14 protein-coding genes are annotated in these 14,506 nt (G+C 61.0%); 9 read left to right on the top strand and 5 right to left on the bottom strand.

Going from position 1 to position 14,506, the window contains the following annotated elements; genetic code table 11:
• Positions 1-298 precede the first annotated feature (298 nt).
• The 3 genes from cmtR (at position 299) to ACQCVD_RS15015 (ending at position 1,930) form a co-directional block, all read left to right on the top strand.
• Positions 299-658 carry a Cd(II)/Pb(II)-sensing metalloregulatory transcriptional regulator CmtR gene (cmtR, locus tag ACQCVD_RS15005; RefSeq protein ID WP_011013963.1) on the top strand — a complete coding sequence of 120 codons (360 nt, stop codon included), beginning with the start codon at positions 299-301 and terminating at the stop codon, positions 656-658.
• Positions 616-1,254: a cadmium resistance transporter gene (locus ACQCVD_RS15010; RefSeq protein ID WP_206436436.1), complete on the top strand. Its 639-nt coding sequence runs from the start codon at positions 616-618 to the stop codon at positions 1,252-1,254. Before cmtR ends, ACQCVD_RS15010 begins: the two co-directional genes overlap by 43 nt.
• Positions 1,255-1,468: 214 nt before the next feature.
• Positions 1,469-1,930: a hypothetical protein gene (locus ACQCVD_RS15015; RefSeq protein ID WP_426824590.1), complete on the top strand. Its 462-nt coding sequence runs from the start codon at positions 1,469-1,471 to the stop codon at positions 1,928-1,930.
• 1,184 nt (positions 1,931-3,114) lie between these two features.
• Here the strand turns inward: ACQCVD_RS15015 and ACQCVD_RS15020 are convergent.
• On the bottom strand, positions 3,115-4,122 hold the full coding sequence (locus ACQCVD_RS15020) for a hypothetical protein (protein ID WP_426824591.1): 1,008 nt from the start codon (positions 4,120-4,122) through the stop codon (positions 3,115-3,117).
• On the opposite strand from ACQCVD_RS15020, the gene ACQCVD_RS15025 reads away from it, so the two are divergent.
• Positions 4,121-4,831, top strand: coding sequence for an IS6 family transposase (locus ACQCVD_RS15025; RefSeq protein WP_426824592.1), 711 nt, complete (start codon positions 4,121-4,123; stop codon positions 4,829-4,831). The two genes, ACQCVD_RS15020 and ACQCVD_RS15025, sit on opposite strands and share 2 nt — an antisense overlap.
• A 378-nt stretch (positions 4,832-5,209) precedes the next feature.
• On the opposite strand, the gene ACQCVD_RS15030 is transcribed toward ACQCVD_RS15025, so the two are convergent.
• Together ACQCVD_RS15030 and ACQCVD_RS15035 are read right to left on the bottom strand one after the other, a co-directional pair.
• Positions 5,210-5,824 carry a YdhK family protein gene (locus ACQCVD_RS15030; RefSeq protein WP_426824594.1) on the bottom strand — a complete coding sequence of 205 codons (615 nt, stop codon included), beginning with the start codon at positions 5,822-5,824 and terminating at the stop codon, positions 5,210-5,212.
• A gap of 47 nt (positions 5,825-5,871) precedes the next feature.
• The gene (locus tag ACQCVD_RS15035) at positions 5,872-8,025 is read right to left on the bottom strand and encodes a copper-translocating P-type ATPase (protein ID WP_426824601.1); all 2,154 of its coding nucleotides are present in this window, start codon (positions 8,023-8,025) and stop codon (positions 5,872-5,874) included.
• On the opposite strand from ACQCVD_RS15035, the gene ACQCVD_RS15040 reads away from it, so the two are divergent.
• The gene (locus ACQCVD_RS15040) at positions 7,915-8,151 is read left to right on the top strand and encodes a hypothetical protein (protein ID WP_426824602.1); all 237 of its coding nucleotides are present in this window, start codon (positions 7,915-7,917) and stop codon (positions 8,149-8,151) included. The two genes, ACQCVD_RS15035 and ACQCVD_RS15040, sit on opposite strands and share 111 nt — an antisense overlap.
• 260 nt (positions 8,152-8,411) lie before the next feature.
• Here the strand turns inward: ACQCVD_RS15040 and ACQCVD_RS15045 are convergent, their stop codons facing one another.
• Both ACQCVD_RS15045 and ACQCVD_RS15050 read right to left on the bottom strand, forming a co-directional pair.
• The gene (locus ACQCVD_RS15045; protein ID WP_426824595.1) at positions 8,412-9,563 is read right to left on the bottom strand and encodes a sensor histidine kinase; all 1,152 of its coding nucleotides are present in this window, start codon (positions 9,561-9,563) and stop codon (positions 8,412-8,414) included.
• Positions 9,560-10,282 carry a response regulator transcription factor gene (locus ACQCVD_RS15050; protein ID WP_426824596.1) on the bottom strand — a complete coding sequence of 241 codons (723 nt, stop codon included), beginning with the start codon at positions 10,280-10,282 and terminating at the stop codon, positions 9,560-9,562. Before ACQCVD_RS15050 ends, ACQCVD_RS15045 begins: the two co-directional genes overlap by 4 nt.
• A 386-nt stretch (positions 10,283-10,668) precedes the next feature.
• Between ACQCVD_RS15050 and ACQCVD_RS15055 the strand changes: the two genes are divergently transcribed.
• From ACQCVD_RS15055 to ACQCVD_RS15070, 4 genes are all read left to right on the top strand, one after another.
• Positions 10,669-11,244: a CueP family metal-binding protein gene (locus ACQCVD_RS15055; protein ID WP_426824597.1), complete on the top strand. Its 576-nt coding sequence runs from the start codon at positions 10,669-10,671 to the stop codon at positions 11,242-11,244.
• 72 nt (positions 11,245-11,316) lie between these two features.
• Positions 11,317-12,801 (top strand): multicopper oxidase family protein, encoded by a 1,485-nt coding sequence (locus ACQCVD_RS15060; RefSeq protein ID WP_426824598.1) that lies wholly within the window; start codon positions 11,317-11,319, stop codon positions 12,799-12,801.
• 152 nt (positions 12,802-12,953) lie between these two features.
• Positions 12,954-13,568 (top strand): TlpA disulfide reductase family protein, encoded by a 615-nt coding sequence (locus ACQCVD_RS15065; RefSeq protein ID WP_426824599.1) that lies wholly within the window; start codon positions 12,954-12,956, stop codon positions 13,566-13,568.
• A complete protein-coding gene (locus tag ACQCVD_RS15070; protein WP_426824600.1) occupies positions 13,565-14,380 on the top strand; it encodes a cytochrome c biogenesis CcdA family protein in 816 nt (271 codons plus the stop codon). Before ACQCVD_RS15065 ends, ACQCVD_RS15070 begins: the two co-directional genes overlap by 4 nt.
• Positions 14,381-14,506 lie beyond the last annotated feature (126 nt).

Consider the following 14,506-nt stretch of genomic DNA (forward strand, 5'->3'; position numbering starts at 1 on the left):
AGTTGAATAGCTTGTGGAACGGTTCGTCCTGGGACTATGTATTTTCATTAGGTTTTCATTAAGGGTGTTCCACTTCCTAGGAAGTGGGACACCTTGATCGGTACGTGGGCCGCCGCTGGTCTGGGCCGGAAGCTGCCGGCAATAGCCCTCACCTTTAAATCACGTCGGGAACACCGCCAACTAGGCAGCCGCTTCCTTCCTGCGCAGTGAAGGCCTCAGCCTGAAAGTGCAGACGACCTCTGGCAACGACGCCACCCCATGTCGAAGTTAGTTCAGCAACAGCTGTATAGTTCAGCACATGCTGACTATTGCTTCTCGTCTAGACGTGATGAACCGGTTGGGTCGGGCCATGGCGGATCCGACTCGTTCCCGCATTCTCCTGGCGCTGCTGGAGGGGCCGGCCTACCCGGCCGCTCTCGCCCAGGATCTGGAACTGACGCGCTCGAACGTGTCGAACCATCTCGCCTGCCTGAGGGACTGCGGAATTGTTGTCGCCGAACCGCAGGGGCGACAGACCCGCTACGAGATCGTTGATGCTCATCTGGCGCAGGCGTTGAACGCGTTGCTGGATATCACCCTGGCCGTCGATGACAACGCCGAATGCATCGACGCCGGATGCGCCGTACCTGGGTGTGTCACTGGACAGGAGAGTGCGTAGTGGTAACCGGTCTACTGTCGGCGATTGGTCTGTTTATCGCCACCAATATCGACGACATCATCGTGCTCTCGCTGTTTTTTGCCCGCGGGGCGGGGCAAAAAGGGACCACGCTTCGGATTCTGGCTGGTCAGTACCTCGGCTTCATGGGCATCCTCGCGGCCGCAGTCCTGGTCACGCTGGGGGCAGGAGCATTCCTACCCGCTGAGGCGATCCCGTACTTCGGACTAATTCCCCTGGCCCTGGGACTATGGGCGGCCTGGCAGGCCTGGCGAAGCGATGATGACGACGATGATGATGCGAAGATCGCCGGGAAAAAGGTGGGTGTGCTGACCGTCGCCGGTGTGACGTTTGCCAACGGTGGCGACAATATCGGCGTCTACGTCCCGGTCTTCCTCAACGTGGACACTGCCGCCGTCATCATCTACTGCATCGTTTTCCTCGTCCTGGTGGCAGGCCTGGTCCTGCTGGCAAAGTTCGTGGCCACCCGCCCGCCCATCGCAGAAGTCCTTGAGCGCTGGGAGCACGTGCTGTTCCCGATCGTCCTGATCGGCCTGGGCATCTTCATCCTCGTCAGCGGCGGCGCCTTCGGCCTCTAATAAGCCCATCCCGAGCGCCCGGGTGGCCTATCCAGGTGTTGCCATCGGCGTCGACTGAACCGCCATTCGAAGCTGCGGAAAAACCGCCAAACGAAGCTGCAAGTCACAGCGGATTTCCGCCAGTTGGCAATGTCTCATTAGGGTATACTTAAACTATACTTGTTCGTAGTTCTTCTGGACTCTGCGGTGGCTGGCGAGGATATATAATGAGGCGATGACGAGCACTGATCATCCCGGCGATCCAAACCACCCTGACCACGAGGCTTATCTACTGGAACTCGGACGTGCCACCTACGCCGCTGCGGGCCTGGCAGGTATCGCTTTCGATGTGCTGCGCATCCACGGTGGTTTTGATTCAGCAGATCTTTACAGCGACCCCCTCGGCACACTGCAAGGCCGGCTGAAAGACAGTCCCCCTCCGCTGGACGGGATTGACGAATTCTTGGTTCTGCTGGATGAAGCACGGAAGGTGCGGAACGATCTGGTACACAGTCTTCCTGTGAAGCATGGACTTCACAGGCGGACCACTAAAGATGCGTATTATGTGCGTAATTTCTACACCGTGGAGTCACTACGGGAGGCCCATAAGCTTTTCGAAAAAGCGCAGCGTAAGGGCAACGAAGTGCTCTACTCGGACGGTGGCGAAGCAATCAGGCGGTGGTACGGCGAGGGCTGATCCTGAGTGCGGACTTCTCTCTGTCGTAGTGGTGCTGTTGCAAACTCGGGGTGCCACGGCAACACCATCGACGCCCCGAGTTTGCAACAGCACCGGCCCGTCACCAGTACCGTGACCAATTAGTTTCTTCGGTATTCACCAGTTCGCAATCCGGGCCCAAGTGAAGATATTTTCGAACGCCCTCTAAATCGTGAGGAGCTGATTTACGGGTGCCTCCTGGGTATCGGGTTTAGTAGCCGAGCAGATAAGGGACGCTTTGACACCTCACTGATCCTGACAGCCTCATCATGCTCAAAGTAGTTCAGAAGTGGATTATCAAAGCGGAAGAACTGCTGATATGCAGAATCAGAAATACCTCTCCTATTCCACTCGAATCGGACACCTAGGTAGCCGAAATAGTATGCACTCACCCATCCGGAGAAAGAGCCATCCTCCCTGTCCGCGTACCCCCAGCAGGGGCTCAAATGGATCCCCGAATCGAAAGGAAGAGCCCGTAAGCCATTGTGGGCGACTAACACCATCGTGCAATCAGGAAGTTCCTCGCTCCCATCTAGGAACTGACGAAGCGGAGCTGGCACTGTTAAGCCATCCTCAGCCATTCGGCTCGCGAAGTGTTTAGTCAAGTATCTCCCGAGATTGAGCCGTTCCTTCTGGGATTCAGGCTCGTACACTTGGTACAGGGGTACGGACCCGCGGCGATAGATGCTCGTGTCATGACCGGTGAGGTAGTCCGCGAGCTTATCGTACGCGTGGTCAAATGGCTGAGAACGAGCGTTATTGCATGTGCTGCATAAAGATTTCTGAAACTTCAGAATCTTGTATCGATCTCTTTTGAGAGCGCCTTTTCCCTGGAGATCGCGGTGTAGGCCGTCGTCTCCAAACCACACCAGGCCCTCGCCCTCGCCCATTAATCGAAGCAGGTCCTTGCGCTTATATTTATGCTCTTTCGAATCCGCTTCCCGCGCCTCACACCACCAACATAGAGCCATATCAGTATTCAAACACACTGGGCCTGAAGCTCTAGGAAACCGGCTGCTCAAGCTTCGCGAGATTGGATGAACGCCTCCGAAAGAAACGTAGAGACTCTGTTATGAACGAAGAAGTATCCCCCTGGACTCCTGCGTCTGCGGCCGCCGACCCATACCCCAGAGAGACCTACGCGACTTAGGGAGATGTCCGGTTACTCAATTGCGCGCAGGAGATTCAGCGTCCATCCATTCGTCCAGGACATTTTGGATAACCCCTGCTCGCTTCGCTTTGGAGGGTGAGACTTTAATGACGTGCTTTTTCAGTTTCTCGATCCACTGGGCATCGAAGGAATACGGGAGCTGACCAACGCCATTCTTTGCGTCTTCCAGTCGTTTCGGAGGTTGGCGCAATTCGTCTGCTGGAAAAAGGTTCAGCAGGTCCAACATTTGCCTCGGGGTGGGAGCGATAGGTTTGCCAGGCTCGAGCCACTTAAACAACTTATTGTCACTGCTGTCACGACATATTCCCTGGTGGTGCGAAAAATCATTACGGATTTGCTGGACTTCGTAGAAAAATTTTGATCGGATGTCGTTCTTTTTCCATGTCTCACCGGTTTCGGGTTTGCTGTACGCTGCAGCCAGTCTCGGCCTGTACACGTCCTCCCAGGATGCAATGATCGTTGTGAACCACTGCGCATAGGCCATACGGTAGATCGGTGGGGGCGCCCCTCCGGCCGCCATCTCGCGTATCGCACTGCCGAAGTTGTGTGGAGTCATTACTGTTGGCGCTCCGGTGCTTGCTTCAGTGAGACTGGCCATGGGGATGGTGCAGGCACTCTGTTCGTCCGTGAACTCCAGCGATAAGAGGTCTAGATGGGCACCTACCTCGTCACTTTCTATGGGATTTTGCCACAGCGTTATACGTTGTGAAAGTGCATGGTTGGCAGTCAGATTGAGGATCAGCGACATCCGGTATTCTTCCGAGAATTCCTCGATGACCTGATCCACTGACTGAGCATGAAGTCTTTCGTCAGTCACCAGCAGGTCGTGAGTAGTCTGGGCAACAACCAAAATGTGAGATAATAATTTCCGCAACTCAGAACCACTTTTAGGCGCCGCGGGGAGAATCGCGAACTCATCATGGACGGCCATTAAGGGTTTTATGATCGGTGCTGTTGCAAAGTGGGGGCGGGGTGGCGGTCGCCGTGGAATGATCACGGTCATGGGCATCTTCTCGGGTCGCCATTTCCCTCGCGAGGTCATCCTCTGGGCGGTGCGGTGGTACTGCCGCTACGGGGTCAGCTACCGGGACCTGGAGGAGATGATGACCGAGCGCGGGGTGCCGGTCGATCACACCACGATCTACCGGTGGGTGCAGAAATACGCCCCTGAGCTGGACAAGCAGACCCGGTGGTACCGGCAGGTGCCCGACTGGCAGGCCCGTTCCTGGCGGGTGGATGAAACCTATATCCGGGTCGGCGGGAAGTGGTGCTATCTCTACCGTGCGATCACCGCTGGTGGCCAGACCCTGGACTTTTACTTGTCGCCAAAACGGAATGTGGCAGCAGCCAAACGCTTCTTATCCAAGACGCTGCGGTCCAATGTGTCAGCAGGGTATCCCCGGGTGATCAGCACCGACAAGGCACCTTCCCTGGCTAAGGCGATTGCCGAGTTGAAGGCGGAGGACGTCTGCCCTCCGACAGTGGAGCATCGACAGGTGAAGTACCTCAATAACGTGCTGGAAGGTGACCACGGGCGGTTGAAACGGATTCTGGGACCCAAAGGCGCTTTCAAGAACAGGACTTCTGCGTACCGGACGTTGAAGGGGATGGAGGCGATGCACTCATTACGGAAGGGGCAGGGGACGATGTTCGCCTACGGGCATCTGAATCCGGATGCGGTGATCGTCAGCCGGATCTTCGAGAGGGCCTGAGAACGCCAGCTGCAGCGAGCATCAGCGGATGAAAGATCGAGTTCTCACAGCTCTCCGTTCCACTTTGCAACAGCACCTTGAGCGGGCGGCGCAGTCGGCGACCAGCCATGGGGGTCTTCGTCGTGGTCATGGGGTCCTTCGAGGAGGTGAGGATAAGCGGTGCTGGTCTAAAATCAGTAGATTGATGAAGATCTACGGAACTGATAATCGTGGGGTATTGCGCGCTATCAAGTAGTGCGCAAGCGGGGACCTCTATGTGCAACAGTGCCGGCCAACAGGTCTATCGCCGGGCCTGAATCTCCTGCCCAACTCCAGTCCACTGGCCAGCACTGAGTCCCAATGTGCGTTGTTAGGACTGACCGTCCCACTCGGCTGGATTTACTGCGCGGGTGCGATCTCACTCTCGACGACCCACTTGTGGTTGGTCATCGTCATCTCCTCCGTCGTCAGGTCAACCATGTAGACCGTTTCATCCGTGGAGGAGTCGATGGTGGCCTCTGCACCCTTCATTCCCGGCATGTGCTCGGCATCGAGGACCACCTCGGCACCATCGGGCAGGGGCGCTTCGCCTGGATCGACGAGTTCCTCGTGAACGACCCACTTGTGGTCGGTGACTGGCTCACCACCGTCAGTCGGGGTGTAGCTGACCGAGTAGGTGGTGGTATCGAAGGCCCCGGAGATCGTGGCCTGCGCACCGTCCATGCCCGGCATATGGTCCGCCGTGAGTATGACCTCGGAGCCGACCGGGTAGGTCGGCTCGGTGGCTTCGGTAATGCCCTCCGGGGGCGGGCCACCGTCTTCTGGGTGCTCCATGTCATGACCACCGTCGTCGGCAGTGGTGGTGTTCTCCTGCTGGGTCTCGTTGTTCTCTGAGGTTGCTGTCGTGGTGCTGACGGTCTCGGCAGTGTCGGAGTTGTCAGTGGCGTCGCTGCAGGCGCTCAGCGCCAGGGTGGAGGTCAATGCCAAGGCGGCGAGGGTCATGCTGCGTTTCATGAACGTTCCTTTCAAAGGTGGTGTGAGCTAAGGGTCGAGTGACAAGGTCAGTCAGTAACGGTTACGGGGGATGTCGACCCACGGTGTTCCTCCTTCGACTCGGTCGGCGCCAGGTGAGCCGGCTCCAGATCAATGCGGCGCAGTAGCTGGGCGTTGAGGGCAACCACGATGGTCGAGGCTGACATCAAGATCGCGCCCACAGCCGGGGACAGCACGAACCCGATCGGGGCGAGCACGCCGGCCGCCAGCGGCACGGCAATGATGTTGTAGCCAGAAGCCCAGATCAGGTTCTGGATCATCTTGCGGTAGCTGGCCTGGGACAGCTCGATCATCGACAGCACTGCCCGCGGATCATCACTGGCTAAGACCACCCCGGCAGATTCCATGGCCACATCCGTGCCGGCACCGATGGCGATGCCGACCTCCGCGCGGGCCAGAGCGGGGGCGTCGTTGACGCCGTCGCCGACCATGGCCACGCTCAAACCCCGGTCCTGTAGCTCGGTGACCTTGGTGTCCTTGTCCTGGGGTAGGACCTCGGCGAAGACCTCATCAATGCCTAAATCCTCGCCGACGGCGTGGGCTACTTGATGGGCATCACCGGTAATCATCGCGACCTTCACGCCACGGTCCTGGAGGGCGCGCACCGCCGCACGAGAGGCGGGACGGACCTTGTCCTCGACCGCCAGGGCGCCGATGATCTGTTTGTCCTGGACCACATGGAGGACCCCGGCCCCGCGCTGGGTCCAGGTCTCGATCTGTTCATCGAGCACGCCGGGAGTGGCTAGATCGAATTCACGCAGCATGTTGGGCCCACCGACGAGGATCTCGGAGTCGTCGACGGTGGCACGGACGCCGCGACCGGTAGCCGCGGTGAAATCAGTGCCGCGCAGCTGAAGGCGTGAGGCCTCGGGGTGTGCGGTGGCGGCGGTGACGATCGCCCGGGCCACCGGGTGTTCACTATCGGTTTCGGCGGCTGCGGCCAGGGCCAGTAGCTGGCCTTCCGAGGTGCCGGACACCGGGGCAACACCGGTGACCGCATGTGCTCCTTCGGTCAGGGTGCCGGTCTTATCGAACAGGACCACATCGATGGTGCGCATGCGCTCCAGGGCCATCCGGTCCTTGATCAGCACCCCGGACTTCGCGGCCCGCTCGGTGGAAATGGCGATGACCAGCGGGATGGCCAGACCCAGAGCGTGAGGGCAGGCGATGACCAACACGGTCACCGTACGCACCACGGCATCATCCGGGCTACCGATGATCGCCCAGACCACTGCGGTGATCAGGGCCGCGGTCAGGGCAAACCAGAACAGCAATGCTGCTGCCCGGTCGGCCAGTGCCTGGGCGCGGGAGGAGGAATCCTGGGCATCGGCGACCATGCGTTGGATACCAGCCAGGGCGGTGTCGCCACCGGTAGCCTCAATCCGGATGCGGACGGTGTTGTCGGTGGCCACGGTCCCGGCCACTACGTGTGCTCCAGTCTCCCGGAAGACGGGGCGGGATTCCCCGGTGATCATCGCCTCATCAAATTCGGCCGAGCCGTCCACGATGGTTCCATCGGCGGGTACCCGGGCGCCGGCCCGGACCAGGACGATGTCGTCAACACCCAACTCGGCGACGGGGACGGTACGGGTGGACTCGTCCTCAATTTTCTCGGCCTCGTCGGGCAGCAGGGCGGCCAGCGCGTCCAGGGCGGAGGAGGCCGAGCCTAAGGCACGCATCTCCAGCCAATGCCCCAGCAGCATGATGGTCACCAGCAGCGCCAGTTCCCACCAGAAGTCGAGGTGGAACCCGCCGATGCCTAGGGTGGTGATCCACGAGGCGACAAAGGCGACGGTGATCGCCATGGCGATCAGCAGCATCATCCCGGGTTGGCGGGAGCGTAGCTCGGTCCATCCGCCCTTGAGGAACGGGGCGCCACCGTAGATGAAGAGCACGGTGCCCAGGGCCGGGGCGATCCAGGTTGATCCGGGAAACTCCGGGATCTGGTAGCCGATCAGATCGGCGAACATCGGGCTGAAGAACACGACCGGCACCGACAGGATCAGTGACCACCAGAACTTGTTCTTAAACATCGCGACACTGTGCCCGGCATGCTCGCCGTGATCATGGACGTGGTGCTCATCGTCGTGATCATGACCGGTGGGCGCGTCATGGGGCTGGTGGTTCTCGTCGACCGCGGAGTGCGGGTGGCCCTGCGGCATTGCTTGACCGTGGGTGTCAGCATCAATGTGTTGATCGTGGACGGTTTGATCGTGACTGGCCGTGTGCCCGTCGTGGCCGGTGTGGTCACCGTGATGGGGTGGGGTGGTCATGAGACTCCTTCCTGAGCTGAGATGCTGGGCGGATCAGTGAGGACACCTGATAGTGGGTGGGGGGGCAGGTGCCCGGTCGTCGCTGACGACGGGAGGGCCCGATACGGTCCCAGACGGTGTAGCAGGCGCGCAGCACCCACAGTCGGTGGAGACCAGTGGCCGCAAACGGAGAATCGGGGTGGTCATCGGGAAGCTCCTTCGGATCAGTGGGATCAGGTGGGGTCGCACCCGCCACGCTATACCCCCAGTGGGTATATGTCATGGGACAGTGCGGATCATCGTGTCCCGGGCAGGGAGGGGTGGGCATCAGATGGGCTCCGTGACGGACGAGCAAGCGGGAGGCGGATGGTCAGCGTGGTTCCGGTGCCGGGACCGGCGGACATCGCAGTCAGGGCCCCACCGTGGGCTTCGATCAAGGCCCTAGAGATGGTCAGGCCGATCCCGGAGCCGCCGTTGTCCCGGTTGCGGGCGGCGTCGCCGCGGTAGAAGCGTTCGAAGATATGGCCCAGCTGTCCACGGGTCAGTCCTTCCCCGGTATCAGCGATATCGATGAGCACGGTGCCGGAGCCTTGCTGACGGGCACTGATGGTGACTTGCCCGCCGGCAGGGGTGTGGCGCAGGGCGTTGGCCAGCAAGTTGCTCATGACCTGGCCGAAGCGTTGGCGGTCCACCAGTACGGACACGGGGGAGGTGACAGGAACTGCCTGCAGGTTCACACCTTTGGCCGCGAAGGTTTCCTGGGCCGCGGTGGCGGTGGTGTGCATAAGCTCGCCGAGGGGGTGTTCGGCACGATCCAGATCAATCCGGCCCTCTTGGGCGCGGGAGACGTCGTCGATGTCCTCGACCAGCCGGGTCAGGCGTTGGAGTTGTTCGGCCATCACCGTCTGCGTGGCCAGGTTCCAATCGACGATCCCGTCCTGAAGGCCATCGAGGTAGACGGCAAGCACCGATACCGGGGTGCGCATTTCGTGGGCGAGATCCGAGAGTAGTTGGCGGCGGATCTCCTCGGTATGGGCCAACCGGTCAGCCATGGTGTTAAACGCCAGGGCCAGGGTTGTCACCTCTGGGCCGGCGTCACCGGCGGGCACCCGGACATCATAGTTTCCATTGGCCACCGCGGTAGCTGCCCGGGTCAGGCCTTGCAGGGGGGTTTGCAGCCGGCGGGAGAGCCAGAAACTAGCTAACAGTGCAGACCCTAAAGCAGTCAGTACCGCGACCGCCAGGGTGATCAGGTTGGCATCCCGGTAGGCCTGCTCGACATGGAGCAGCTCGAGGGAGGGATCAGATAGGCCGGCCATCAGCAGGTGCTCGTGAAATAGTGGGGGGCCGACCAGTGATGCCACGGACACCGCCGCAACCAGGCTGATGATCACGACCAGGACCTGGGCGATCAGGAATCGGAGGGTCAGATTTGTATCCTGTGTCATGCCTGCCCCATCCGGTAGCCGACTCCGCGGACGGTGTCGATATAACTCTGCCCGGAAGCACCGGTGTCCAGCTTGCGGCGTAGGTTGCCGATGTGGACGTCAATGATGCGTTCATCTCCGATCCAGGAGGTGTCCCAGACATCGGTGATCAGTTCACGGCGGGTCAGCACCTGGCCGGGGCGGGTAGCCAGGGCCACCAGTAACGAAAATTCCGTGCGCGTGAGAGACACCGCAGTCCCCTTGACCCGAACCTCATGCGCAGCTGGGTCGACAACGAGATCCCCGAATACCCAGGCGGCGGGCACATCAGTACCTGTGGTGGCGGTGCGGGGGCGGCGCAGGACGGCACGGATGCGGGTGACCAACTCCCGGATGCTAAAGGGTTTGGTGATGTAGTCATCGGCTCCGGTGGTCAGCCCGGTGATCTTATCGTCCTCGCTGCTGCGGGCGGTGAGCATGAGGATGTAGCAGTCGGAGAAGCCGCGGATCTGGCGACAGACGTCCAACCCGTCGATGCCAGGTAGGCCGAGGTCAAGCACGACGACGTCGGGGCGAAACCGGCGGGTTTCCTCGAGTGCCTGGTCTCCGGTGTGGGCTTGCCTGACATCAAAACCTGCCCGGATGAGATAGTCGGTCACCATCTGTGCCAGGGGTTTTTCATCGTCGACAACAACAACCCTGCCGGCGGGTCCATCCTGTCTCGGTGTGTGGTCAGCCATGCCATCAAGTATCACCCCCAGCGGGGAAAAAGTAGTGGTCTAAAGCCGGTGATCAGTGAAATCTTTACGCAATCTTCAACAACCACCGATCAGGCGTGATGGCCGCCTCTCCACCGTCAGTAGGTCACAGGTTGTCGCCCGGTAGGTCAACACCCCGTCCCATCAGCGGTTTCCCCTTCGGACGGGCTGCTGGGGCATCGCGGTGCGGGCAGCATAACGGGAGATAGTCCCTGACCGCTACCGTGACCGGGACCACCGAACAAGTCTTCCTCAAAAGGTAAATAGCACTGTGAGCAGGGTTTTTGATTTCCTCAGGGCACAGAGTGTTGCTAGAAACAGTCTATAGCGCCGTTCCCGCCCCGCCCTGCTCATCTAAGGAGATTGATGTGAAACGCGCAGCGATCATCACCGCTACCCTCGCCCTGACATTGACTGGATGTTCGACAGTTGACTCTGAGTCCACCGCCACTGGTACTGAGTCGCAGGCGGATTTTCTGGCCGCCCACGATCTCGGTGGCATGGAGGGTGCTGAGATGATCGACCATCTCGATCAGATGCCCGTCTCACAGCGTCCCACCGATCTGCTGGCCTCGGTGCGCACCGATGAGTTGGTGTTAAGCGACAACGACGACGACGTGGTGGTGGACCTGCCAGAGAACCAGACCTACGTCTCGATTGCACCGTATGTGACCCAGACACACGACTGCTTCTACCACAGCCTGACCACCTGTCTAGGTGAACTGGGCAACGAGAACATCCAGGTCACGATCACCGATGAGACCACCGGTGAAGTCCTGGTCGACGAGGAGACGGCCACTTTCGACAACGGGTTTGTCGGCTTCTGGCTCCCCGATGAGGCCACCGGGACGATCGAAATCACCCACGAGGGGCGCACCGGTGTCACTGAGTTCTCCACCACCGACGACGGCGCCACCTGTGTGACGGACCTGCGCCTGACCTGATGCCCCAGCAATGGGCGCCACCTGCACCTTTTCCCCGGTATCCCGCAGATCTAGACCAAGGATGGTTGAATCATGACAAGTAGTTTTTCCCGACGGAAGTTTCTGCTCGGCGGGCTTGTGCTCGCCGGCACCGGCGCCCTGGCCGCCTGCGGTGGGAACAATACCGCTACCCCGGCCGCGTCTTCTTCCTCGCCTGGCCCGTACCCGACGCCGACGAACCTGGCCGCACCGTCGGTGCGCAAGAAACTGACCGCACGGCCCATGTCGATCGATATCGGCGGTATCGAGGCACAGACCTGGGGGTATAGCGCTGAGACCGGGGAACCTGCCATCGAAACCACCGCCGGGGACGTCCTCCAGGTCGATATCACCAATGAACTTTCTGAGAGCACCTCCATCCACTGGCACGGCATCGCCCTACACAACGCCGCCGACGGCGTACCCGGGATGACCCAACCCCCCATTGAACCAGGCGAGACGTTTTCCTACGTTTTCGAAACCCCTCACGGCGGGACCTATTTCTATCATTCCCACAGCGGCCTGCAGCTCGACCGCGGCTTGCACGCCCCGCTGATCGTGCGCGACCCGGAAGACGCCGAGGACCAGGACGTCGAATGGACCATCGTGCTCGACGACTGGATAGACGGCATCGCCGGTAGCAGCCCCGATAGCCAGCTGAACCTGTTGGCAGGGATGGACATGGGCGGGCACGAAAACATGGACATGGGCGGTGAGGGGGACATGATGGCCCACGGCACCCCCGACCCGGCTCTGGGTGGAGATGCCGGTGATGTCCTGTATCCGCACTATCTTATCAACGGGAAAATCCCCCGGGCGCACCGCACGTTTAGCGCCCGACCCGGGGAAAAGGCCCGCCTGAGGTTCATCAATGCTGGCGCGGACACCATCTTCAAGGTGGCGTTGGGTGGACACCGCCTGACTGTCACTCATGTGGACGGCTTCCCGGTCCGTCCCCGCGACATCGAGTCGTTCTACCTCTCGATGGGCGAGCGCATTGACGTGGAGGTGATACTCGGCGATGGCGTGTTCCCCCTGACCGCCCTGGCGGCCGGAAAGGACGATCGGGCCTTCGCCGTCATCCGAACCGCCGAAGGAGAAGCCCCCACCCCAGAGACCACCTTCCCCGAGCTCAACTCCCTCGGCACGTTCCTAACGTCCTTTGAACCGGCGGAGCGCGCTCTTCTCCCCGCCGGTGAGGTGGACCAGGACACAGCAGTTGAGTTGACCGGTCAGATGATGCCCTACCAGTGGGGGTTGCGCATCGACGGCGCCGATGCTCCCGGCACAGTCCGACAAGGCCAACGAATGCGCATGCGGATGCACAACCCCACAGCGACGCCCCATCCAATGCACCTGCACGGGCATACCTGGGCGCTTCCCGGAAGCAGCGGTCTGCGCAAGGACACCGTCCTGATACTTCCCGGGGACACGGTGGATGCGGACCTGATCGCCGATAACCCCGGTGAGTGGGCGTTTCACTGTCACAACGCCTATCACCAGGAAACCGGAATGATCAGCTCCCTGCGCTACGAGTAACCACACAGCATGGTCGATCGCTGGGGTGGTTGGGGTCGCTGCAGACCTCCCGCCAGCCAGCAGTGTGACCCGCTTCGGTGGCTTTCTGGTCTTCCGGGATAACCAGAACACCGACTTCTTCCACATCGTCCCGGAATAAGGAGATCTGTTCCATGTCGAGCACATCCCGCCGGGCCGCCACAGCGGTTGCCGCGGTGCTCACCACCCTGACACTGGCCGCGTGTTCGTCGGGCGACGGTGCCCGAAACGCCGTTGCCGTCGGCGGCACCTTCCAATTCCACTCACCCGGGGGTCACACCGAGATCTTCTACGACGAGGACCAGCGTGCCCCACTGCAGGATTTCTCCGGACCCTCACTCATGCAGGAAGGCGAGGAGATCAGCCTCTCCGACTACGCCGGGGAGGTGGTTGTTCTCAATGCCTGGGGGCAATGGTGTGCACCGTGTCGGGCGGAAGTCGATGACCTGCAGCTTGTCCAGGAGACTCTCGAACCCCTCGGCGGCACCGTGCTGGGCATCAACGTCCGCGACTACAACCAGACCATCGCCCAGGACTTCAAACTCGACAACGGTGTGACCTACCCGTCGATCTACGACCCGCCGTTTCGTACCGCCGCGGCCCTGGGAGGGGTACCGACCTCGGTCATCCCGACCACGATCATCCTGGACAAGCAGCACCGCCCCGCAGCGGTGTTCCTCCGGGAGGTCGACGCCGAGGACGTCCTCGACGTCGCCCTCCCACTGGCTAAGGAGGCACCAGCACCATGACCGTTGATGTGATGGCACAGCTGGCGATCGGCCAGCAGTTCGCTGACGTTGCGGCCACCGGGCCGCTGCTGATCGGCATCCTCGCTGCTGCTGCCGCTGGCCTCGTCTCGTTTGCCTCCCCGTGTGTGGTCCCGCTGGTCCCTGGTTATATGTCGTATCTGGCCAGTGTGGTCGGCGGCGAGGTCAGCTATGACTCCGAACACGGCTCCGTGGTGACCAAAAAACGCCAGTGGGCCGTGGCCGGTGCCGCCGGGTTGTTCATCCTTGGCTTCACGGTCGTCTTCGTGTTGGCCACGGTCACCGTTTTCGGGGCGATCAGCATGCTCACGCTCAATGCCGAGGCCCTGATGCGCATCGGTGGGGTGATCACCATCCTCATGGGGCTGACGTTCATGGGCATGGTCCCTGCCCTGCAGCGTGATACCCGCATGGCTCCGAAGAAGTGGTCCACCTGGCTGGGAGCCCCACTGTTAGGCGGGGTCTTCGCTCTGGGATGGACCCCGTGTCTGGGGCCCACGCTCGCGGCGATCATCTCTGTCTCGGCTGGCACCGAGGGTATGACCGCCGTGCGTGGGGTCATCCTCATCCTCGGCTACTGCCTGGGCCTGGGACTGCCGTTTTTGCTCATGGCCTTCGGCTCGGCGCGCGCAATGCGCACCGTCGGCTGGCTGCGCCGCCACTCACGCAAGATCCAGATGTTCGGCGGGGTGCTCATGGTCGCCGTCGGCATTGCCCTGGCCAGCGGGGCGTGGGCGTACTTCATCAACTGGGTACGCCAGTGGACCGTCGAATATGGCGCCACCTTGATCTAACACCTGACCGGTCACCCCACCGGTCACACCGACTTAATCCCCATCCCTTCAGCCGTTACCGCCCGGTGCCGGCTGGGGTCTGGAAGAGGAACACTCATGACCACCCTGATGCGCACCCTATGGACG

Origin of the sequence: Corynebacterium halotolerans, assembly GCF_050107895.1 — a bacterium.
GTDB classification, from domain to species: domain Bacteria; phylum Actinomycetota; class Actinomycetes; order Mycobacteriales; family Mycobacteriaceae; genus Corynebacterium; species Corynebacterium halotolerans_B.